The organism is Labilithrix sp. (genome assembly GCA_019637155.1).
Taxonomy (GTDB): domain Bacteria; phylum Myxococcota_A; class Polyangia; order Polyangiales; family Polyangiaceae; genus Labilithrix.
Map to the genome: position 1 here is coordinate 72,492 of JAHBWE010000023.1, position 20,491 is coordinate 92,982.

At 70.5% G+C, this 20,491-nt stretch carries 21 protein-coding genes; 10 read left to right on the forward strand and 11 right to left on the reverse strand.

The window, feature by feature from the left end:
- Positions 1–31 precede the first annotated feature (31 nt).
- Positions 32–1,390, forward strand: coding sequence for an MFS transporter (locus KF837_38070; protein MBX3233193.1), 1,359 nt, complete (start codon positions 32–34; stop codon positions 1,388–1,390).
- Between the two features lie 20 nt (positions 1,391–1,410).
- Here the strand turns inward: KF837_38070 and KF837_38075 are convergent, their stop codons facing one another.
- The gene (locus tag KF837_38075) at positions 1,411–2,295 is read right to left on the reverse strand and encodes a Uma2 family endonuclease (protein ID MBX3233194.1); all 885 of its coding nucleotides are present in this window, start codon (positions 2,293–2,295) and stop codon (positions 1,411–1,413) included.
- A 131-nt stretch (positions 2,296–2,426) separates the two neighbouring features.
- Between KF837_38075 and KF837_38080 the strand changes: the two genes are divergently transcribed.
- The gene (locus KF837_38080) at positions 2,427–2,933 is read left to right on the forward strand and encodes a peptidyl-prolyl cis-trans isomerase (protein ID MBX3233195.1); all 507 of its coding nucleotides are present in this window, start codon (positions 2,427–2,429) and stop codon (positions 2,931–2,933) included.
- Entirely contained in the window at positions 2,930–3,490 is a 561-nt protein-coding gene (locus KF837_38085; protein MBX3233196.1) for a hypothetical protein, read from the forward strand. The genes KF837_38080 and KF837_38085 overlap by 4 nt, the downstream gene beginning before the upstream one ends.
- Here KF837_38085 and KF837_38090 read toward each other — a convergent pair.
- Positions 3,456–4,280 (reverse strand): hypothetical protein, encoded by an 825-nt coding sequence (locus KF837_38090; GenBank protein ID MBX3233197.1) that lies wholly within the window; start codon positions 4,278–4,280, stop codon positions 3,456–3,458. The two genes, KF837_38085 and KF837_38090, sit on opposite strands and share 35 nt — an antisense overlap.
- A gap of 142 nt (positions 4,281–4,422) precedes the next feature.
- Between KF837_38090 and KF837_38095 the strand changes: the two genes are divergently transcribed.
- Positions 4,423–5,085: a hemolysin III family protein gene (locus tag KF837_38095; protein ID MBX3233198.1), complete on the forward strand. Its 663-nt coding sequence runs from the start codon at positions 4,423–4,425 to the stop codon at positions 5,083–5,085.
- A 4-nt stretch (positions 5,086–5,089) separates the two neighbouring features.
- On the opposite strand, the gene KF837_38100 is transcribed toward KF837_38095, so the two are convergent.
- Genes KF837_38100 through KF837_38110 form a run of 3 tightly spaced genes read right to left on the reverse strand, consistent with a single transcriptional unit; the run spans position 5,090 to position 6,976 of the window.
- A complete protein-coding gene (locus KF837_38100; protein MBX3233199.1) occupies positions 5,090–5,851 on the reverse strand; it encodes a hypothetical protein in 762 nt (253 codons plus the stop codon).
- A 47-nt stretch (positions 5,852–5,898) separates the two neighbouring features.
- The gene (locus KF837_38105) at positions 5,899–6,132 is read right to left on the reverse strand and encodes a hypothetical protein (protein ID MBX3233200.1); all 234 of its coding nucleotides are present in this window, start codon (positions 6,130–6,132) and stop codon (positions 5,899–5,901) included.
- Positions 6,133–6,142: 10 nt separating this feature from the next.
- A complete protein-coding gene (locus KF837_38110; GenBank protein ID MBX3233201.1) occupies positions 6,143–6,976 on the reverse strand; it encodes a helix-turn-helix transcriptional regulator in 834 nt (277 codons plus the stop codon).
- Positions 6,977–7,004: 28 nt separating this feature from the next.
- On the opposite strand from KF837_38110, the gene KF837_38115 reads away from it, so the two are divergent.
- On the forward strand, positions 7,005–7,931 hold the full coding sequence (locus KF837_38115; GenBank protein MBX3233202.1) for an SUMF1/EgtB/PvdO family nonheme iron enzyme: 927 nt from the start codon (positions 7,005–7,007) through the stop codon (positions 7,929–7,931).
- Here KF837_38115 and KF837_38120 read toward each other — a convergent pair.
- Positions 7,886–8,215 (reverse strand): GIY-YIG nuclease family protein, encoded by a 330-nt coding sequence (locus KF837_38120; GenBank protein ID MBX3233203.1) that lies wholly within the window; start codon positions 8,213–8,215, stop codon positions 7,886–7,888. The two genes, KF837_38115 and KF837_38120, sit on opposite strands and share 46 nt — an antisense overlap.
- 61 nt (positions 8,216–8,276) lie before the next feature.
- A complete protein-coding gene (locus tag KF837_38125; protein ID MBX3233204.1) occupies positions 8,277–8,762 on the reverse strand; it encodes a hypothetical protein in 486 nt (161 codons plus the stop codon).
- A gap of 136 nt (positions 8,763–8,898) precedes the next feature.
- On the opposite strand from KF837_38125, the gene KF837_38130 reads away from it, so the two are divergent.
- Positions 8,899–10,857 carry a CocE/NonD family hydrolase gene (locus KF837_38130; GenBank protein ID MBX3233205.1) on the forward strand — a complete coding sequence of 653 codons (1,959 nt, stop codon included), beginning with the start codon at positions 8,899–8,901 and terminating at the stop codon, positions 10,855–10,857.
- A 5-nt stretch (positions 10,858–10,862) separates the two neighbouring features.
- Here KF837_38130 and KF837_38135 read toward each other — a convergent pair whose 3' ends face one another.
- The 4 genes from KF837_38135 to KF837_38150 form a co-directional block, all read right to left on the reverse strand.
- A complete protein-coding gene (locus KF837_38135) occupies positions 10,863–11,207 on the reverse strand; it encodes a hypothetical protein (protein MBX3233206.1) in 345 nt (114 codons plus the stop codon).
- A 122-nt stretch (positions 11,208–11,329) separates the two neighbouring features.
- Positions 11,330–11,896, reverse strand: coding sequence for a hypothetical protein (locus tag KF837_38140; protein MBX3233207.1), 567 nt, complete (start codon positions 11,894–11,896; stop codon positions 11,330–11,332).
- Entirely contained in the window at positions 11,896–14,343 is a 2,448-nt protein-coding gene (locus tag KF837_38145; protein ID MBX3233208.1) for a TonB family protein, read from the reverse strand. The genes KF837_38140 and KF837_38145 overlap by 1 nt, the downstream gene beginning before the upstream one ends.
- Positions 14,344–14,429: 86 nt before the next feature.
- Positions 14,430–15,419 (reverse strand): NADPH:quinone oxidoreductase family protein, encoded by a 990-nt coding sequence (locus KF837_38150; GenBank protein MBX3233209.1) that lies wholly within the window; start codon positions 15,417–15,419, stop codon positions 14,430–14,432.
- A 15-nt stretch (positions 15,420–15,434) separates the two neighbouring features.
- Between KF837_38150 and KF837_38155 the strand changes: the two genes are divergently transcribed.
- The 4 genes from KF837_38155 (at position 15,435) to KF837_38170 (ending at position 20,475) form a co-directional block, all read left to right on the forward strand.
- Positions 15,435–15,908: a hypothetical protein gene (locus KF837_38155; protein ID MBX3233210.1), complete on the forward strand. Its 474-nt coding sequence runs from the start codon at positions 15,435–15,437 to the stop codon at positions 15,906–15,908.
- Between the two features lie 161 nt (positions 15,909–16,069).
- Positions 16,070–16,588, forward strand: coding sequence for a peptide-methionine (S)-S-oxide reductase MsrA (msrA, locus tag KF837_38160; GenBank protein ID MBX3233211.1), 519 nt, complete (start codon positions 16,070–16,072; stop codon positions 16,586–16,588).
- Positions 16,589–16,688: 100 nt separating this feature from the next.
- Entirely contained in the window at positions 16,689–18,611 is a 1,923-nt protein-coding gene (locus KF837_38165; protein MBX3233212.1) for an ATP-dependent DNA helicase RecQ, read from the forward strand.
- 67 nt (positions 18,612–18,678) lie between these two features.
- Positions 18,679–20,475, forward strand: coding sequence for an OmpA family protein (locus KF837_38170; GenBank protein MBX3233213.1), 1,797 nt, complete (start codon positions 18,679–18,681; stop codon positions 20,473–20,475).
- Positions 20,476–20,491 lie beyond the last annotated feature (16 nt).

Genomic DNA, 20,491 nt, shown 5'->3' on the forward strand with positions numbered 1-20,491 from the left:
ACGCGGACGGTACTCGAGTACGACGCTCCGCGTGAAGGAGTTCATCGAGGCTTTCAAGGCGCTCCGCCACGCGCCGCTCGCGTTCTGGCTGTGCGTCTTCGCGTTCACCTTCGACGGCATGGCCTACTTCGGCGTGCTGCCGCTGATGAAGCCGTTCCTCGGGCAGGACCTCCTCATCAAGCCGGAGTACGCGAGCATCTGGGTCTCGTGCTTCACCGGCTCGCTCACGATCGCGATGCTCCTCGTCGGCGCGAGCGAACGTGTCCTCGGCATCCGGAAGAGCCTCATCCTCGCGCTCACGCTCTCGACGCTCGGCCGCGTCGTCTACTCGTCGTCGCCGTTCTTCGGCGGCCTCTTCGGGCTCGCGGTCTCGCTCGTCATCATCGCCACCGGCGAGGCGACGGTGCAGGTCATCTGCTACGCGGGCGTGAAGCGCTACACGACCGAGAAGACCAGCTCGATGGGCTACGCGCTCCTCTACGCGGGCCTCAACTTCGGCGCGATGCTCACCGGGCCGCTCTCGGCGAAGGTCCGCACGACGCAGGACGTCGCCTACAAGGCGGGCACGAGCGCGCTCTCCGGCTTCAACGCGGTGAACTGGGTCTGCACCGGCATCACCGCCGCGACGCTCCTCGTCTTCTTCCTCTTCATGTCGAAGAAGGTGGAGGCGAACGTCGCGCGCGGGACGGACGAGCCGAAGGAGAAGGCGATCGCGGGGGACCGCGGGAGCGCCAAAGAGCCGCCCGCGAAGCCGGCCGGCAAGAGCCCGTTCAAGGACCCGCGCTTCCTCTTCTTCATCTTCGCGCTCCTCCCCGTGCGCACGCTCTTCGCGCACCAGTGGCTGACGATGCCGGAGTACGTGCTCCGCTCGTACTCGCAAGACGTCGCCGATCACATGGAGGTGTTCGTCGACTCGGTGAACCCGCTCGTCATCTTCTTCGGCGTCCCCACCATCGCCGCGCTGACGAAGAAGCGCCACGTCCTCTCGATGATGATCGTCGGCTCGCTCGTCAGCGCGTCCGCGACCTTCATCCTCTGCGCCGGCGAGCACGTCACGCTCCTCCTCCTCTACTTCGTCGTCTTCTCGATCGGCGAGGCGATCTGGTCGTCGCGCTTCCTCGAGTACGCGGCGGAGATCGCGCCGGAGGGCCGCGTCGCGCAGTACATGGGCGTCGCGAACCTGCCCTGGTTCGTCGCGAAGACGACGACCGGCTTCTACTCCGGCTTCATCCTCGAGAAGTTCGTCCCGAAGGACGGCGCGAAGAGCGGCCCGACGATGTGGCTGATCTACGGAGCGATCGCGATGCTCAGCCCGCTCGCGCTCACCACCGCGCGGAAGTGGCTCCGCGCCGGAATGGTGGTCAAGGCGCCCGCGGCGGAGCCGTCGTGACGGCGTCTCGCCGCTCCCGCTCAGCGGCGCTTCGTGCGCTTCGGGCGGGCGGCGACGACGTCGGCGGCGCGTGAAGCGGTCGCGGCGGCGCGGAGCCAGCGCTCGAGCGTCTCGATGTTCGTCTCGGCGGCGAGCGACGCCTCGATCGCGCGCGCGTCGACGCCGCGGGCTTCGAGCACGGCGAGGATGCTCGTCCGCAGCGCGTCGATGCGGCCCTCCTCGCGGCCTTCCTCGCGGCCTTCTTCGCGGCCTTCCTCGCGTCCTTCTTCGCGCCCTTCCTCGCGTCCCTCTTCGCGGCCTTCCTCGCGTCCTTTCGCCTCGACCGCGTCGAGGCTCTCGAATCCCTTGCGCTGCAGCAGGTTCCGGAGCGTGGCTTCGTGCGCGGCGTCGCGGTCGTAGAGCACCGCGAGCGGGACGGGGTTCTCCAGGATGCCGGGCGCGGTCAGGACGCCGTCGCCCTTCACGACGCGCATCTTGCGGTCCTTCTCGTAGACCTCGACGCGGCGCGCGCCCTCGAGGCGGACGACCCAGACGAGCTTCGTCCCCGCGTCGAGCAGCTCGTAGATCTTCGCCTGGAGCTCTTTCTCGTCTTGTCCGACGTCCGCGTATTCGACGGCCAAGGGCGGCGCCGTCCTTGCCCATCCCTTCTCGTCCGCGATCGGCCCCACCGCGACGTCCGGCGCGCGGAGCATGCCCGGCTCGGTCGACACGCCGAGGTCGACGCCCGCGGCCTCGACCTTCGGATCCGTCTCCAGCGCCGCGCCGCCCACGAGGTTCCGCGTGCTGCCGCGCTGGCCCGTCGGCAGGCACTGCACCGGATGCCCGTTCGACAGCTCGTACGGATCGCCGGAGCGGATCTGGCTCGCGACGAAGGGGCCGCGGCCCGAGAGCTTCTGCGTCCTCATCCTACGAACCGTAGCAGACCCCGCGCCGGCCGGCCGGCGCCGCCTCCGGCCCGGCGGGCGACGGATCCCCATATTTCCCTGCGAATCGGCGGTATCGACGTGCGCAACGCGTTCTGAGATACTCGCGAGCCATGAGCACGTCCGTCGTCATCGAGACAGACCTTGGGGATATCGAAGTCGAGCTGGCGGATGACAAGGCGCCGAAGTCCGTCGCCAACTTCCTCCAGTACGTCGAGTCCGGCCACTACGAGGGCACCATCTTCCACCGCGTCATCCCGGGCTTCATGGCCCAGGGCGGCGGTTACGACGAGAAGCTCGAGAAGAAGCCGGTGAAGGATCCGGTGGAGAACGAGGCCGACAACGGTCTCAAGAACGAGCGCGGCACCGTCGCGATGGCGCGGACGAGCGCGCCGAACTCGGCGACGGCGCAGTTCTTCATCAACGTGAAGGACAACGGCTTCCTCGATCACACCGGCAAGAACGACACCGGCTGGGGCTACGCCGTCTTCGGCAAGGTCACCTCCGGCATGGACGTCGTCGACAAGATCGTCGGCGTGAAGACGGGCGCGAAGGGCCCCTTCACGAAGGACGCGCCGGAAGAGAACATCAAGATCAAGAGCGTGAAGAAGAAGGAGTGAAGCCTCCGGCGCGGACGGCACGGCGGATCGCGCTCGTCCTCTCCGCCCTCGCGGTGCTCGTCTCCGTCGGTTGCGGGGTCGCGGCGCGGCACGCGTTCGCGATGCGCGGCGTGGTCGAGTCGGACCCCGAGGCGCTCGTGGGGCCTCTCCTCTGGTTCCTCGTCCTGCTCCTCGTCGCGCTCCTCCTCCGGATGGGCGCGGCGGTGTGCGAGCTCCTGTGGCTCGAGCGCACGTGGTCGAACCTGCCGCTCGAGCTGCGGAAGGTCGGGCCGATCGAGAAGGTCGAGCCGATCGTGCTCATCGGCGTGAGCCTCGTCCCCGGCGTCGCGTGGATCTGGAAGCTCGGCGTCATCGACGCGGTCGCGCGCGGCTTCGAGGCGATCCGCGCGCGCGTCCCGTTCACCGCGCCGGTCCCGCGCCGCCTCGGCGTGGCGGCCGTCGTCGTCGGCTGGGTGCCCGGTCTGAACGTGTATGTTGCACCCTTCTTGTGGGAGGTCTTCGCGACGCGGATCGATCGCTGCGTCAGTGAGATCGAAGCGCGACGCGCTCCGGCGTGAACGCGGGCTCGTCGAGCGCGAGCTCCTCGTCGTCGATCGCGACGCGGTAGCGCGCGGTGGGCTCCTCGGCGCCGACGCGCATCGCCGGCGCCGGCTTCTCCTGTCCGAAGCCCTTCCGCGCGAGGAGGATCGGGAGGAGGTGGAGCGAGAGCATCGGGAGCGCGATGAACGGGAGGAGGACGTTCCAGCCCATCGGCGCGAAGACCGCGGCGACGAGGAGGACGATGCCCGTCGCGGCGCCGAGGAAGATCCCCCACGACCGCATGCGGACGACGCCGATCGCGGACGCGAGGAGGGCGAGCGTGAGCCCGGCGAACGGGACGCTGAGCGCGAGATCGAGCTTGCTCGAGGCCCCCGCGAGCTCGAGCGCGATGCCGCCGGTGAGGAACGCGGTGGCCGCGGTCGCGGTGGAGCCGGCGAGGAGGAGCCGGCGATAGGCCTTGGGCGCGAAGCTCGCGAGCGCCTCCTTCGTGCGGAGCATCGGGGCCGAGAGCGCGAGGGCGGTCGCGGTCGTCGCCGTGAGCGCGGTCTCGGTGAAATCGGGGATGTGGTGGCGGATGAAGATCTGCGCGAGGAACACGATCGCCATCGGGAAGAGCGTGACCCACGCCGCGCCGCGGGACAGCACCTGCGCGACGAGCGATCGCCGCGTGATGCCGAGCGCGCTCACGCCGAGGACCCCGGCGAAGGCGAGCGGGAGCCACTCGACGTGCCAGTGCCGGAGCGACTCCCACGCGACGACGCCGGCCGCGCCGAGCATGGAGGCCGCAGCGACGGCCTTCCGCTTCACCGAGATCCCATCGCCTGCGGTCCGCACCTCTGCTCCGACGAACGAGCGCGCGCGGATGTTCCAGATCCCGAGAAATGAAATCGATTTCGGTCACGCGCGCGCGTTGAACACCATCGCGAAAAGGAGTACATGCGCCTACACGATGGCGACCCAGCTCGTGCTCGACGCGCCCGTGAAGCCTCTCCTTCGCGGGGTTTCCCATCAGATCTCGTTCTTCTGCGCGATCGCGGCGACGGCCGCCCTCGTGCTGCGGGCGAAGCCGGGTCCGGCGACGGCGGTGGCCTTCGTCTTCGGGGCCACCCTCGTCAACCTGTTCGGGACGAGCGCGCTCTACCACCGGGTCGACTGGTCGACGCGCGCGCGCAAGCGCATGCGGCGCCTCGATCACGCGGCCATCTTCGTCCTCATCGCGGGCGGGTACACGCCGATCTTCGGGCTCGTCCCGTCGCAGGCGGGCGGGCACGGCGCGCTCTACGCGATCTGGATCGGCGCGGGCCTCGGCGCCTTCAAGTCGCTGCTCTGGCCGGACGCGCCGAAGTGGGTGACGGCGCTCCTCTGCGTCGGGCTCGGCTGGATGGTGACGGGGCAGGTCATCGATCGCGCGTCCGCGGTGGGCACGCTCACGGTGGGGCTCCTCATCGCGAGCGGCGTGACCTACAGCCTCGGCGCCCTCGTCTACGCGCTGAAGCGCCCGAACCCGTTCCCGAAGGTCTTCGGGTACCACGAGGTCTTCCACGCGATCGTCATCGCCGCGAGCGTGTGCCTCTTCGCGCACGTCGTGATGGTGATGCGCGCGGTCGGCTGAGCGCTCACAGCTTGTCGGCGTTGCAGTACCAGACCTGAACCTTCAGCGAGTCGACCTTCGCGACGACCGGCCCGCTGACGTCGGCCATGCGCCGCGCGGCGAGGCGCGGGCCGAACGTGGTGGGGCGGAGGTTCTTCGGGTAGAGGTACGTGCGCCACGTGTCGACGCGCGCGCCGTAGTGGTGCGTGCCGACGATCTGGCGCGGCCAGGGCTTCGAGAACCGCTTCGGCGTCGGCGGCGGCTCGGTGTCCATCACGAGGTTGATCGACACGTCCTCGACGCCGCTGTCGAGGGACTGGCGCTTGAGCTGCACGATGACGCCCCACGTCGCCTTGTCGTCGGGGAGATCGATCTTGTAGTCGCTCAGCTCGAGGTACGCGGACTCCTGTCCCTCCTCGAGCGTGACGGTCGCGAACTCGCCGTCCTCCGAGATCGCGCCTTCGGGCGTCTCCCACGCGACGCCGCCGCCCGCGACGTCGCCGCGAGGCACGCTCTTCGCGACCCCCGCCTTCAAGAGCTCGGTCGAGTACAGCTTGCAGCCGTCGGGGGCGTGCGTCACGCCGGCGTCGGACGCGGTCGGATCCTCGTCGTCGTCGTCGTCGCCGGGTTGCTGGCCGCTCGAGCTGCCGCTGCTCGTCGACGTCGAGCTCGACGACGTCGTGCTCCCTCCTCCGGGCGTGGTGCCGGTGTCGTCGCTGCAGGCGATGACGACGGCGGTGCCGAGGAACGCGAAGCACGAGAGAGCGGCGACGTACGCGAAGCGCATCCCCCGATCCTATCGTGCGGATCGCGTCCGCGCACGCTCCGCGAGGCTCAGCCGCGCTGGAGCTCGCGGCGGAGGCGGAGGCCGTCACGCAGCGTCCAGGCGCCGCCGCCGAGCAGGATCAGCAGCGCGAGCGCGGCCAGGGGCGGCGCCGATCCATGTCCGACGAGCCCGAAGATCAGGGCGACGCCGCTCGCGATCGAGAGCGAGCCGGTGACGATGCGCTTGACGCACACCATGCGCGCGAACGCGCGGTCGACCTTGGCAGGCATGGGACGCAACATGGCGGCCCTCTTAGCGCGAACGGAGCGTGCCGGCCAGGTACGCGTTCGCGGCCGCCGCGGCGCGCCGCGAGACGTCGCCGCGATCGAGCTCGACCCCGGACCACTCGGGCCCGACGACGATCGCGTGATGCGCGATCGACACGGCGAGGAGCACCGCGAACCCGACCTCCGGCGCGGCGGGCGGATCGTCGGTCTCGAGCAGCGATCGCGTGAGCCGCACGGTGAGGTGGGTCCCCACCCGCCGGAGCTCGTCGACGAGCGCGCGCTCTCCCGACGCGAAGATGGCGCGCACGAGCGCGGCGCGCGCGAGCAACAGGTCGACGACCGACCTGATCGCGAGATCGACCGGGCGCGCGCTCGCCTTGCCGTCCCAGACGCCGGGTCGCGTCGCGTCGTCGATGACGCTCGTCGCCTGCGCAGAGAGCCGCTCGCACAGCGCGCCGAGGAGCGCGCGCATGTCGGCGAAGTGCGCGTGGAACACGTCGACCGAGACGCCTGCCCACGACGCGACCTCGCGCGACGTCGTCAGGTTGAAGCCGCGGTCCGCGATCACGGCCTCGGCCGCGTCCATGATGAGCACGCGCGGCCCGGCCGCGCCGAGCGCGGGCACCTCCACCGTCGCGGCGAGGTCGTCGAGCACCCGCGCGGTCGTCGGCGGGGCAGGGGGAACCGGCGGCGCGTGCGCTACGCTCTTGCCGCGCGCGGCGGCGACGAGCTGCTCGACGGTGAGCGCGGGCGCCTCGATCGTCATCGACGACGAGGGGCGGAGCTCCCGCGTCGACGGCGGCGGATCGGCGGCGCGTTTCTTCTCCTTCGTCGCCGGCTTTGCCTTGCGGCTTGCCATCGCGCAGGATCGTACTACCGAGAGAGCGATGCGGGGTGTGCTTCGAACCGGTCTGTTCATCGTCGCGGCGTCGTTCGCCGCCGGCGGCGTCGCGCTCGCGCAGAACCCGGACGAAGCGCCGGCCTCGTGCCGCGCGCAGGTCGTGAACGCGCTCTCGCGCCTGGCCCCGGCCTTCGCCGGCAAGACACGAAAGATCGCGGCGAAGCAGCCCGGCTCGCTCGAGGCGGCGATCTGGGGTTATGCGCCGCCGAAGTACCACGACGTCGAGGAGGGCACGCTCCCGCCGCCGCGCGCGGGCGGCAAGTGTCCCTCGGAGATGGCGTTCGTCGCCGGTCGCGTCTGCGTCGACAAGTGGGAGGGCCACATCGTGCTGCGCGCGCCCGACGGCGCGGAGACGCCGCACTCGCCGTACGTCCCGCCGCCGTCCGACAAGGTCTACGTCGCGAAGAGCGCGCCCAACGTCGTGCCGCAGGGCTACATCAGCGCGAAGCAGTCGGAGACCGCGTGCAAGGCGGCGGGCAAGCGGCTCTGTCACCCGGTCGAGTGGCGCGTCGCGTGCGGCGGCACGGAGGGCACCGCGTTCCCGTACGGCCCGACGCGCGTGACGGGCAAGTGCCACGACACGGGCAAGAGCCCGATGGTGACCTACCACGCGGGCACGATGAACCGAGGCTGGGGCCAAGCGGAGCTCAACGATCCGCGCAACAACCAGCTCGAGGGCGGCCTCGCGAAGACGGGCGCGTACCCGGACTGCGTGACGGACGAGGGCGTCTTCGACATGGTCGGCAACCTGTCGGAGTGGACCGCGGACCCGAACGGCACGTTCCAGGGCGGCCTCTGGCTCGACACGACCCAACACGGCGAAGGCTGCGCCTACCGCACGATCTCCCACGAGTTCCAGTACCACGACTACTCGACCGGCTTCCGCTGCTGCGCCGACCCCACCGGCGGCTGACGCGCGAGCGAGCGCTGGAGGGCGCGGAAGCGGCGCGGGTTGGTGAGGCGCTCTTTCTCGGGGCGGGGGAGGCGCTTCACGGCGAGCTCGAGGCGGAGCGCGTCGCCGTGGGAGGCGCACTTGCGGACGGCGGCGACGGTGAGCGGCCCGCGGCCGCGCGTGTAGCGGGCGCCCTTGCCCGCGTCGTGCTGCGCGATGCGCGCCTTCACGTCACGCGCGACGCCGCAATACAGCGAGCCGTCTGCGCATCGCGCCACGTAGACGAACCACGCATCCGTCTTCATCGCGCAGCGAGAGTAGAGCGCCGCGGCGATCGCGTCGACGTCCGGCAGGGCGTCGATTGTGTCAGGGCTTGTCGGCGCACTGCTGGAGGCACTCGGTGGCCTCCGTGCCGAGGTTGCCGAGGTCGCCGAGGTCGCAGCCGTTCTGGAGGAGGCAGATGCCGCACTCGATGTTGGGGAGGCCGCCCTTGCAGACGTTCTCCTCGCAGACCGTGGTGCACTTGCCGGTGGTGCCGCAGGCGCAGGAGTCGACGATCTTCTTCGGCGCCTGCTGCCCGCAGCACTTCGCGCAGTCCGCCTTCGTCGCCGCCGTCTTCGGGTCGCACGTGTTCGGCTCGTTCGTCGGGGCCGGCTGCTGCGACTGCTGCGTCTTCGGCTGCGTCTGCGTCTGCGCCGGCGCCGGGCGCTGCGGCTCCGTCTCGTCCTCGTCCTGCAGCGTCGACTCGTCGTCGTCCGTGCGGTCGAGCAGCTGGTCCGCCTTCCCGTCGCCGCAGGCGACCGTGAGTCCGGCGAAGGTGGCGACGAGGGAGAGAACGAGGAGGGTGCGCATGACGGAGACATGTAGGTGCACCTGCCGTGCCGCCGCTTTGGAGGGTGGGTGCTCTAGTAATTTCAAATATTTAAGGATGTAGGATGGTGTGATCTAAGCTCACCACCGGATCGCCCGTTGCGCTAAGAGCAGCGCAATGCTCCGCCCGACGTTCCTCGTCCTCGGGACCCTGACCCTCACCCTCGCGTGCCACGCGGTCCGGCCCGCGCCCGCCGCCGGCGCTCCGGCCGCGACCGTCCCCGACGCCAGCGCCGACGAGCCGCTCGTGAAGGGGAACGTCGAGACCGACGCCGAGTACGCGCGCGCGATACGTGAGCATTACACGAAGTACGAGCACCGCGTCCCGATGCGCGACGGCGTCCGGCTCTTCACCGCCGTCTACGTGCCGAAGGACACGAAGCACCGCTACCCGATCATGCTGCAGCGCACGCCGTACTCGGTCGGACCCTACGGCGTGGACCTCTACCCGAGCGACAAGAACGCCCGCGCGATGCGACGGTTCGCGCCGTCGACGCAGATGCTGAAGGAGGGGTACGTCTTCGTTCATCAGGACGTCCGCGGCCGCATGATGAGCGAAGGCACCTTCGTCGACGTGCGCCCGCACCGAACCGGGAACGCCAAGACGGACGTCGACGAGAGCACCGACGCGTGGGACACGATCGACTGGCTCGTGAAGAACGTCCCGAACAACGGGCGCGTCGGGACGTGGGGCATCTCGTATCCCGGCTTCTACGCCGCGCAGGCCGCGATCGACGCGCACCCCGCGCTGAAGGCCGCGTCGCCGCAGGCGCCGGTGACGGAGTGGTTCATCGGCGACGACTTCCACCACAACGGCGCGCTCTTCCTCGCCGCCGCGTTCGACTTCTACGCGTCGTTCGGCAAGCCGCGCCCCGAGCCGACGAAGAAGGGGAAATGGGAGAGCCAGCACGAGTCGGAGGACGTCTACGACTTCTTCCTCGCGATGGGCCCGATCGCGAACGCGGACAAGAAGTGGCTCGACGGCAAGATCGCCTTCTGGAACGAGATGCTCGCGCACCCGAACCGCGACGAGTGGTGGAAGGCGCGCGATCCGCGCCCGCACTACAAGGACGCGCGCCCGGCGATCATGACGGTGGGCGGCTGGTACGACGCGGAGGACCTGTGGGGCGCGCTCGAGACGTACCGCGCGTACGAGAAGGGCGCGAAGAGCGAGAACGTCCTCGTGATGGGGCCGTGGAGCCACGGCGGTTGGGCGCGCCACGACGGCGATCGCCTCGGCGACGTCACGTTCGGGCAGAAGACCTCGCTCTATTACCGCGAGCACATCGAGGCGCCGTTCTTCGCGCGGCACCTCAAGGGCAAGAAGGGCGCGCCCGCGCCGGAGGCGACCGTGTTCGAGCGCGGCACCAACATGTGGCGCACCTACGACAAGTGGCCGCCGCCGGAGGCGAAGCCCGTCACGCTCTGGTTCGGCGCGAACGGCAAGCTCGCGACCAAGGCCGCGGACGCGGAGCCCGACGAGTTCGTGAGCGATCCGAAGAAGCCGGTCCCGTACCGCGCGAAGCCGAGCGACGCGATCGATCAGGACTTCATGACCGAGGACCAGCGCTTCGCCGCGCGCCGCCCCGACGTCGTGGTCTACGCGACGGAGCCGCTCGCGGACGACGTGCTCCTCACCGGCCCGATCGAGGCGTCGGTGTGGCTCTCGACGACCGGCACCGACGCGGACGTCGTCGTGAAGCTCGTCGACGTCTGGCCCGCCGACACCGCGGCGGAGAACAACGTGCACTTCGGCGGCTACCAGGAGCTCGTGCGCGCGGAGGTGATGCGCGGCCGCTTCCGTAACTCGTTCGAGAAGCCGGAGCCGTTCAAGCCGAACGAGCCGGCGCTCGTGAAGGTCACGCTCCCCGACGTCGCGCACACCTTCCGGACCGGGCATCGCCTGATGGTGCAGGTCCAGAGCTCGTGGTTCCCGCTCGTCGATCGCAACCCGCAGACGTTCGTCGACATCGCGAAGGCGACCGATGCCGACTTCAAGCTCGCGACCCACCGCATCTTCAAGGGCGGCGACAAGGCGTCGAGCGTCAAGCTCCTCGTCTCGCGCGGCGCGCTCTGAGGCGGTCAGTCCGCGCGGAAGCGGATCATCACGTCGCGGCGCTCGAGGTGCGCCTCGCAGAGCTCCAGCATCACGTTCTGCGCCTCCTCGACGTCGATGATGAGCGTGCGCGCCGTCTCGTCGCCGGAGCAGAAGACGTCCGCGTTCGCGGTCGCGACGATCTTGCCCTTGCCGGGCGCGGCGACCACCACGTCGTGCTCGTTCATGGTCGCCGCCGCGCCGATGCTCGTGACGCTGTTCTCCACCACCGTGGCGATGCCGGCGGCCGTACCCATGTACTCTGCACGGGCCGAGACGCTCGAAGCGACGAGGGCGAGGGCGAGACCGGCGGCGACGCTGAGGCGGAGCATGGTTCGGGGTCTTGCAACCGCGGGGCCAGCTTCTGCGTAGGCTAACTCCGCGAAATGACGTCGCGATGCACCAGCAGTGCGCAGGATACAGCGATACACCCTGCGATACAGAGACAGCAGGTTCATAGGTCCGTCTCCACGTTTCTCCCGCAGATCTTCCCGCTGAGGGCGTTGCCGGTCTGACCGAGCTGGAGCGGGCACTCGACGTTGTAGGGGGAGGGCGGATCGTAGACCGAGCCTTCGATCTTCAGCGAGGGGCTCGCCATGATGAGCGCGGTCGGCGACGTGGGCTGCACCGCCATGACGCCCTCCTGCGTGAACACGCCCGTGATCTTCGTCTCGTAGTTCTCGTCCGCGTCTTCGTCCTTCGATAGGTACGCGCACTCCTCGAGCTGGTAGACGATGCGCACTTCGGTCGCGCCCTGGATCGCGTTCGACGTCGCGCTCCCGGTCACGCGCACGGCGCCGCCCTGCGGGCACTTCGCGGCGAGGTCGTATTCGCCGACGGGCTTGCCCTGGAAGGTGAGGTTGAACGCGAGCTTCACCGTCTCGCGCACCGCCCGCACCGCGATCTCGTCCTTGCACTCGTCGTCGCACGGCGGCGCCTCCGGCGGCGGCGTGACCGCGCTCGCGCCGTCGCACGCCGGCCCGGCGGCGAGGGCGAGCATGAAGAGGAGCACACGTCGCATCAGAACCCTCCTTCCAGTCCTAGGCTCGGGATCGTCACCGGTCCAATCTCCTGCGCGACGCAGCCGCCGAGCGTGCACGTCGTCGCGATCGACTCCTTCGTCAAGGTCGCGTTCATCCACTCCGCCACGAACGAGAGCCAGAACCTCTCCCAGTGCCAGCGCTTCTCGAGGCGGAGGTCGGCGCGGAAGAACGACGGCAGCCGCGTCGAGTCGTCGGTCGGATCGGGGAGCTTGGGCAGTCCGGTGTAGAAGGTGAAGCGCGTGCCCGCGCGCCAGTTCTTGCCGAGGTCGAACGCGAGCGCGGTGTTGAGCACGTGCGTTCGGTCGAACGTCGCGACGTACGTGCGGCCCTCGTACGAGCGCGTCGAGCGCGACAGCGTGTACGAGAGGAAGCCGCCGATCCGGCTCGTGAGCTTGCGCTTGAGGAAGACCTCGAGGCCGTAGGCGGTGCCCTTCGTGCGGACCTCGAAGATGTTCGCGTTCTCCTGCGCCGAGGCGCTGTCCGCGCCCTGTCCGCCGCCGCCGCTGCGGTCCGGTCCGATCGTGCCCGGCGCGAAGCGGGGGACGCCGCACGTCCCGCCGCCGCCGCCACCTCCTCCGAACTGATCGAAGCCGAGGCGCCCGCGATCGCCCGCGATCGTGGTGGTCGGGAACGCGCCCGGCGCGCAGCCGCTGAGCTGCGGGGGGCGGACGCCGAGCGGATCGCTCATGTCGGCGAACGAGTTGTGGAAGACCGTGAGCGTGCCGGTGATGTCGGCCCAGAGATCGGCCTCGACGCCCGCGCTCTCCTGGTACGCCTTCTGGAGGCCGCCGATGAGGCCGCCGGGCTGGAAGCCGGGGACGGGGACGACGAACGCGGGCGCCTGATGCGCGATGCCGAACGCGGAGAGGAGGCGGACGTGTTTCGTCATCTCGGTGCGCATCGCGAGGCGCGGGTCGAGGCCGACCGCGGTCGCGCCGTTCGAGGTGTAGAGGTCGGTGCGGACGCCGGGCGTGATCTCGAGGCGGTTCGTCACGCCGATGACCGCGTCGCCGCGCGCGCCCATGACGAGGTCGCTGCGCGTGGGGAAGAAGCTCGCGACGCGCGCGGCGGACGGCGAGAGCGTGCCGGCGACGACCTGGAGGTCGTAGGTGTCCATCTGGAGGTCGGTGCCGGCGCGGAGCAAGACGCGCGGGCTCGCGGAGTACGTCCACTCCGAGCGCGCGCCGAGGATGCGGTCGCGGACGAAGCGGTCCTCCGTCGCGCGCGAGCGATCGAAGCCGGTCGTGACCGCCATCCGAACGTTGCCCTTGTCGCCGAGCTTCTTGTCGTAGCGGAGGTCGATGCGGTGGAACTCGGTGCCGAAGAGCGTGATGTCCTGCGTCGGCGTGCGCTGGCCGAGGTAGTCGTACGAGCCGAAGACGAAGACGCCGACCTGATCGTCCTTCGTCAGGTCGTAGGTCGCGCGCGCCTGGTAGTCCCAGTAGTTGAGGAGCGTGTCCGACGCGATCTGGGTGAGGAGGAACGCGGTGTACGAGTAGCGGCCGCCGAGGAGGAGGGAGCCGCGATCCTGCGGGCCCCAGCGCGTCTCGGCCATGCCGCCGGCGTCGAAGAGGCGGACGTTGAACTCGCCGTGACGCTTGTCGAGCGGCGGTGAGGTCTCGCCCGCGACGATGCCGCCGCTGAAGCGACCGAAGCGCGCGGGGTAGCCGCCGGGGTAGAGGTCGACGCGGTTGATGAGCCCCGGGTGCACGACGGAGGGGCCGACGCCGACGTGGAAGAGGAGCGGGATGCGGACGCCGTCGAGGTAGTAGCCGACGTTGCCCGGCGGCGCGCCGCGGATGAAGAAGAAGGGGAGGCCCGAGACGATCGGCGTCACGCCGGGCATGATCTCGACCGCGCGGAAGGGATCGCCGAAGGCGCCCGGGATCTGACGGACCTCCTGGCGCGTGAGCGTCACCGTGCGTCCGGGCTCGCGCGCGCCGCGGACGCGCACCTCTTGTGGCTCGTCGCGCTTGGGCGCGGGCGCGGCTCCTTTCGTTCCCGGCTTCGCCTCGGTCTTCGGCGGCTCCTCCGGCTCCTCCGGCTCGGGCTCGGTCGTGGTGACGATCGGCGCGTGGAAGGCGACCTCCATCTTGATGCGCGCGGCGATCGGCTTTCCTCCGCGCGTCGCGGGCTCGAACGTCCACGTCTTCACCGCCTCCGCCGCCGCGCCGCCGAACGGCTCGGGGGTGCCGTCCTCCGGCTTCACCTCGCCGACGGTGCCGTCGGCGTTGACGAGCACGACGACGATGACGGTCGCGTCGCCGCTCGCGCCGGCCGGGTAGTCGACGTCCGGATCGGAGACGAGCTTCGGCGGCACGATCTCGACCGAAGGCGGCGGCGCGGGCGCGGGCTGTTGTGCGCTCGCGACGGAGGCGAAGGCGAGCCCACAAAGCGAAGCAGCGACGGCGAGTGCGCGACGCAAGGCGGCAAAGTCTTACGCCCTTTTTCTCCGCGCACCGCACGTTCTTACGAACCGTTAACGTCGCGGCACCGAGCCGCCGCGTATCGCTACGGGACGAGGACGAGCTTGCCCTTCACCTCGCGGCGCTCCATCCGCTCGAGCGCCTCGGGCGCGCGATCGAACGAGAACGTCGCGTCGACGTGCGGCCGCAGCTTCCCGGCGGCGACCCACTCGAAGATCCTCTGTCCGTTCGCCTGGTTCCGCGCGGGATCGCGCGTCGCGAACGAGCCCCAGAAGACGCCGCAGACCTGGCAGCCCTTCAGGAGCACGAGGTTCAGCGGGATCTTCGGGATGTCTCCCGCCGCGAAGCCGACGACGAGGAAGCGCCCCTCCCACGCGATCGATCGCAGCGCCGCCTCCGACAGCGCGCCGCCGACGGGGTCGTAGATCACGTCGGCGCCGAGCCCGTTCGTGAGCGCCTTCGCGCGCTCCTTCAGCGTCGCGGCGGGGTCCGCGCCGCCGTAGACGATCCCCTCGTCGGCGCCGTGCTCCTTGCAGAATGCAACTTTCTCCTCGGTCGAGGCGGCCGCGATCACGCGCGCGCCGAGGAGCTTGCCGAGCTCGACCGCGGCGGTCCCCACCCCGCCCGCGGCGCCGAGGACGAGAAGCGTCTCGCCCGCCTTCAACGCCGCGCGATCGACGAGCGCGTGGTACGTCGTCGCGTACGTGAGCAGCGTCGCGGCCGCGACCTCGAAGGAGACGCCGGCCGGCAGCTTCACGACCGAGAGCTCGGGGACGGCGATCTGCTCCGCGAAGGCGCCGTGCACCATCCAGGTCGCGACGCGCTCGCCGGGCGCGACGCCGGTGACGCCTTCGCCCACCGCCGCGACGACGCCGGCCGCCTCGCCGCCGAGCGTGAACGGCGGCTCCGGCCGGAACTGGTACTTGCCGTAGGAGAGGAGCACGTCGGGGAAGTTCAGCCCCGCCGCCTTCACGTCGATGAGCACCTCGCCGCGCCCGGCCTTCGGCGCAGGGAGATCGGCGTCGACGCGAACGGCGGAGGGACCGGCATACGACTGGCTTCGAACGGCGCGCATGTGAAGAGGGGTATCATGACGCGCGTGTACCGCGACGACCTCGAAGCTGCGCATCGGCGCATCGCGGACCTCGAGCGCGCCGTCGCGGCGGTCGAGAAGGTGGAGACGACGGAGACGCCGAAGCGAGAGGAGCGGCGGTACAACGCGCCGCTGCTCGTCGTCGTCACGATCACGACGACGTTCGTCTACTACGTCGTCGTCATCGGGTTGTTCGACGGGCAGCCGCCGGACTACCTCGCGGAGGAGGCGGCGGCGTGGCTCGGCGCGTTCGTCCCCGTCCTCGCGTCGGGGCGGCTGTGGTGGGCGCGCGGCGGCCGATCGAGCGACGTCTGCTGGTTGGTCTTCAACGCGCTGCGCGTCGCGCTCGTGCTCATTTTCGCCAGAGGCGCGCTCCACGTCTTCTTCTGGTGGGCGCCGCTCACGAGCGTCGCGATCCTGCTCGGCGAGATCGTCGCCGCGCGCCGAAACCGAAGCGCGCGCCGCGCGTAGAGGAGAGAGACATGAAGACGTTCGCGCTCGCGCTCTTGGTCCTCGTCGCCGGCTGCAAGTCCACGGCATCGGAGGCGAAACCGGAGGCGAAGACCTCGACGACCACGACGACCGCGACGGCGCGGCGCACGAACGTCGGGGCCGACCCCGGCGGCGTGGGCATGGGCACGCCGCTCGCGCCGAAGCCCGGGCACGAGCTCGCGGCGTTCGCGGCGGGGTGCTTCTGGGGCGTCGAAGACAACTTCCGGCAGGTCCCCGGCGTCACCGCGACCGCGGTCGGCTACACCGGCGGCCACACCGAGCGACCGACGTACGAAGACGTCTGCGCGCACACGACCGGTCACGCCGAGACGGTGCTCGTCGAGTTCGATCCGGCGAAGGTCACGTACGACGACCTGCTCCGCGTCTTCTTCCTCAACCACGATCCGACGACGAAGAACCGGCAAGGGCCCGACGTCGGCACGCAGTACCGCAGCGCGATCTTCACCCTGAACGACGCGCAGGCCGCGGCCGCGCGCGCCGCCGCGAGCGCGGCGTCGGCGCGGCTCGGCAAGGAGGTGACGACCGAGATCGCGAAGCTCGGCGCCTTCTGGAAGGCGGAGGAGTACCACCAGCAATACGACGAGAAGACGGGCACGCACTCGTGCCCGATGCCGAAGGGCGTCGCGCGCGGAACTTAGAGCGCAACCGTCACGCGGCGCGGCCGACCCGCCGCCCATGTATGCGTTCGACCTTTCCCCAGGGGCCGCCGGCGCAGTCGTGCTATCGAGCACGACGCGGATGGCGGCTTCACCGATCGACGACGTGCTCCGCGAGCGGTTCGGCCTCGAGGCGTTCCGACCGTGGCAGCGCGAGGCGATCGACGCGGTGCTCGGCGAGCCAGGCCGCGCCCTCGTCGTCGCCCCGACCGGCGGCGGCAAGTCGCTCACGTACCAGCTCCCCGCCGCGGTCCTCGGCGCGGAGGGCCTCACCCTCGTCGTCTCGCCGCTCGTCGCGCTGATGGAAGATCAGGTCCGCTCCCTCACCGCGCGCGGCATCCAGGCGACGTACCTCGCGTCGACGGTGGACATGGCGGAGCGGCGCGCGCGCGAGGACGCGATGCTGCGCGGCGACTACGAGCTCGTCTACGTCGCGCCGGAGCGCCTCGCGAACGGGCCGTTCCTCGATCGCCTCACGCGCTGCAAGCTCGCCCTCGTCGCGATCGACGAGGCGCACTGCATCGCGCAGTGGGGACACGACTTCCGTCCCGAGTACCTGCAGATCGGCGCGCTCCTCGAGCGCCTGCGCCCTCCGCGCGTCCTCGCGTGCACCGCGACCGCCACGCCCGCCGTGCGCCGCGAGATCCTCGAGCGCCTCGGCCTCGAGGAGCGCTGCAAGGAGGTGCTTCGCGGGTTCGCTCGCCCGAACCTCCACCTCGCCGCGCAGCACGTCGAGGGGCCGCGCGAGGCGAAGGCGGCGCTCGAGCGCGAGCTCGACAAGGCGCTCGGCGACCGCCGCATGCCGCGCGGCGGCGCGATCGTCTACGCCGCCACGCGCAAGACGACGGAGCAGTACGCCGACATGCTCGCGAAGAAGGGCTGGAGCGCCGCCGCGTACCACGCCGGCATGAGCGGCGACGAGCGCTCGAAGGTCGCGGCGCGCTTCGCCTCGCGGAAGCTCCATGTCGTCGTCGCGACGAACGCGTTCGGCATGGGGATCGATCGCGCCGACATCCGCGCCGTCGTCCACGTGCAGCCGCCGTCGTCGATCGAGGCCTACTACCAGGAGGTCGGGCGCGCGGGCCGCGACGGCGACGAGGCGAGCGGGCTCCTCCTCTGCAGCAACCAGGACATCGGGCTCCGGCGCCGCCTCGTGACGAGCGGTGGAGACGGAGAGGTGGACCCCGCGCTCGCGGCGCGCGCGTGGGACCTCTTCCGCGATCTCCTCCGCTACCTCGACGCCCGCTCGTGCCGGCACGACTTCGTGCTCCGCTACTTCGGCGACGAGAACGAGACGCTCGGCGGCTGCGGTCACTGCGACGTGTGCCTCGAGCTCGACGGCGAGGCGGCGATCGACGACGCGCCGAACGAGGAGACGACGCTCCTCGTGAAGAAGGCGCTCTCCGCCGTCGCGCGCGCGCAGCGGCGCGGCGGCATGCTCGCGATCGCGGACATGCTCCGCGGCGCGACGACGGCGAAGACGGAGAACATGGGCTTCACCAAGCTCTCCACCTTCGGCCTCATGAAGGACCGCTCGCACGAGTGGATCGTGGCGTTCCTCCGCTCGCTCCTCGCGGCGGGCTGGATCGATCTCACGCCGTCGGAGCACCCCGTGCCGTACCTCACGAAGGCGGGGACGGCGGTGATGATGGGGCAGACGCCGGCGCGCATCGGGCTCCCGGCGGAGCCGCGCGCGCCGTCGTCGCGCCGCCGCGGTCGGGCGGAGCGCGGCGCTTCTTCTTCCTCTTCTTCGCCGAAGCCGAAGGTGGAGCTCGCGCTCGACGACGTGACGAAGGCGCTGTTCGAGCGCCTGCGCGCGCGCCGCGCCGAGATCGCGCGCGAGAGCAAGCTCCCCGCGTACGTGATCTGCCACGACCGAACGCTCGCCGACATGGCGCACAAGAAGCCGCTCACACGCGCGGCGCTCCTCGAGGTCCACGGGATGGGCCCGGCGCGCATCGAGAGCTACGGCGAGCGCTTCCTCGACGTCCTCACGAGCGGTTGACGCTCACGTGCGCGAGAGGCGCGGGTAAGTACACGCGCCGGCGCAAAGGATAGTAGGCTCGTTTTGCTTGGATCCTCGGCTCTTTGCTCGATGCGCCTCGATCGCGAGCCTGGTCGCCCTGACGACGTCCGGGAGCGCCGCCGCGGGCGGCTTCAACTTGAACCGCTTCGAGCCCGCGGAGCGCGGATCGCGCTGGTTCGTGCTCGACTCGCTCGATCTGAAGGGCCACGGCCGCCCCGCCGCCGGCCTCACGCTCGACTACCAGTACCAGCCGATCGCGATCAAAGGACCCGACAGCGAGGTCCGCGCGGCGGTGGTCGGGCACGTCGTCACGACCCACGCCGGCGCCAACGTCGTGCTCTGGGACCGCGTCCGTGTCGGCGCGAGCCTGCCGGTCCTCCTCTACAACGAGGGCACGACGGCGGGCCTCCGCGGCGAGACCTTCTACCGCCCGCAGAACGAGCAGGGCATCGGCGACCTCCGCTTCGGCGCGGACGCCCGGCTCTTCGGGACCGCGGAGAGCCCGATCACCGTCGCCTTCGGCGGCAGGCTCTGGCTCCCGACCGGCTCGCCGACCTCGTACACGAGCGACGGCTTCGTGCGCGGCGGCCCCCGCCTCTCCGCCGCGGGGAAGGTCTCGTATTTCGTGTATGGTGCAACCATCGGCGCGATGTTCCGCAGCCCGCAGACGCGGATCTTCGCCGACACCGCGATCGATCACGACCTCACCTTCGGCGTGTCGGCCGGCGCGAGCCTCGCGGACGGGAAGGTGACGATCGGCCCCGAGCTCTACGGCTCCACCGTGCTCGGCGACGCCGCGTTCAAGACGCGCTCGACGCCGCTCGAGGTCCTCCTCGGTGGCCACGTGCGGCTGCCGTTCGGGCTCCGCGCGGGCGCGGGCGTCGGCACCGCCGTCACCGCCGGCTACGGCTCGCCGCAGGTCCGCGTCGTCGGGTCGATCGAGTGGGTGATGGACCCCGAGCTCGACACCGACGGCGACGGGATCCTCGACAAGGACGACGCCTGCCCGCGCGTGGTGGGGACGCCGTCGACGGATCCGGCGCGCAACGGGTGCGTGAACGTCGACACCGACGGGGACGGCATCGTCGACGAGGAGGACGCGTGCGCCGACGTCTACGGCGTGCGCACGAAGGACAAGCGCACGAACGGCTGCGACGATCGCGACAAGGACGGGATCATGGACCCGCTCGACGCGTGTCCGAACGAGGCCGGTCCCGCGAACGCCGATCCGTCCAAGAACGGCTGCGTCATCCACACCGACAAGGACGAGGACGGGATCTGGGACGAGGACGACGCGTGTCCGGACAAGGCCGGTCCGAAGACGGACGACCCGAAGACGAACGGCTGCCCGGACCCCGATCGCGACAAGGACGGCATCCCGAACGAGGCGGACGCGTGCCCCGACAACGCGGGCCCCGCGCACGCGAACCCCGCGCGCAACGGCTGCCCGATCGCGTTCATCTCCGGCGGTGAGATCCGGATCAAGGAGCAGGTGAACTTCGTGGTCGGGAGCTACACGCTCTCGACCGGGAAGGAGACGCTCGAGGTGCTGGAGGCGGTGAGGGAGATCCTCTCCGCCCACCCCGAGATCACGCGTGTCCGGGTGGAGGGGCACACCGACAACCGCGGAAACCCGGCCTGGAACAAGAAGTTGAGCGACGCGCGCGCGGCCGCGGTCGTCAACTGGCTTGTTCGTAAGGGGATAGCGAAGACACGTCTGACGAGCGTTGGCTGGGGACAGGAGCGTCCGCTCGAAGCCAATGATACGGATCAGGGTCGCGCTCTGAATCGGCGCGTCGAGTTCCACATCGAGTCGTCAGAAGCTGCGAAGCCTTCGCCGTAGCCGTAGTAGGGGTGAA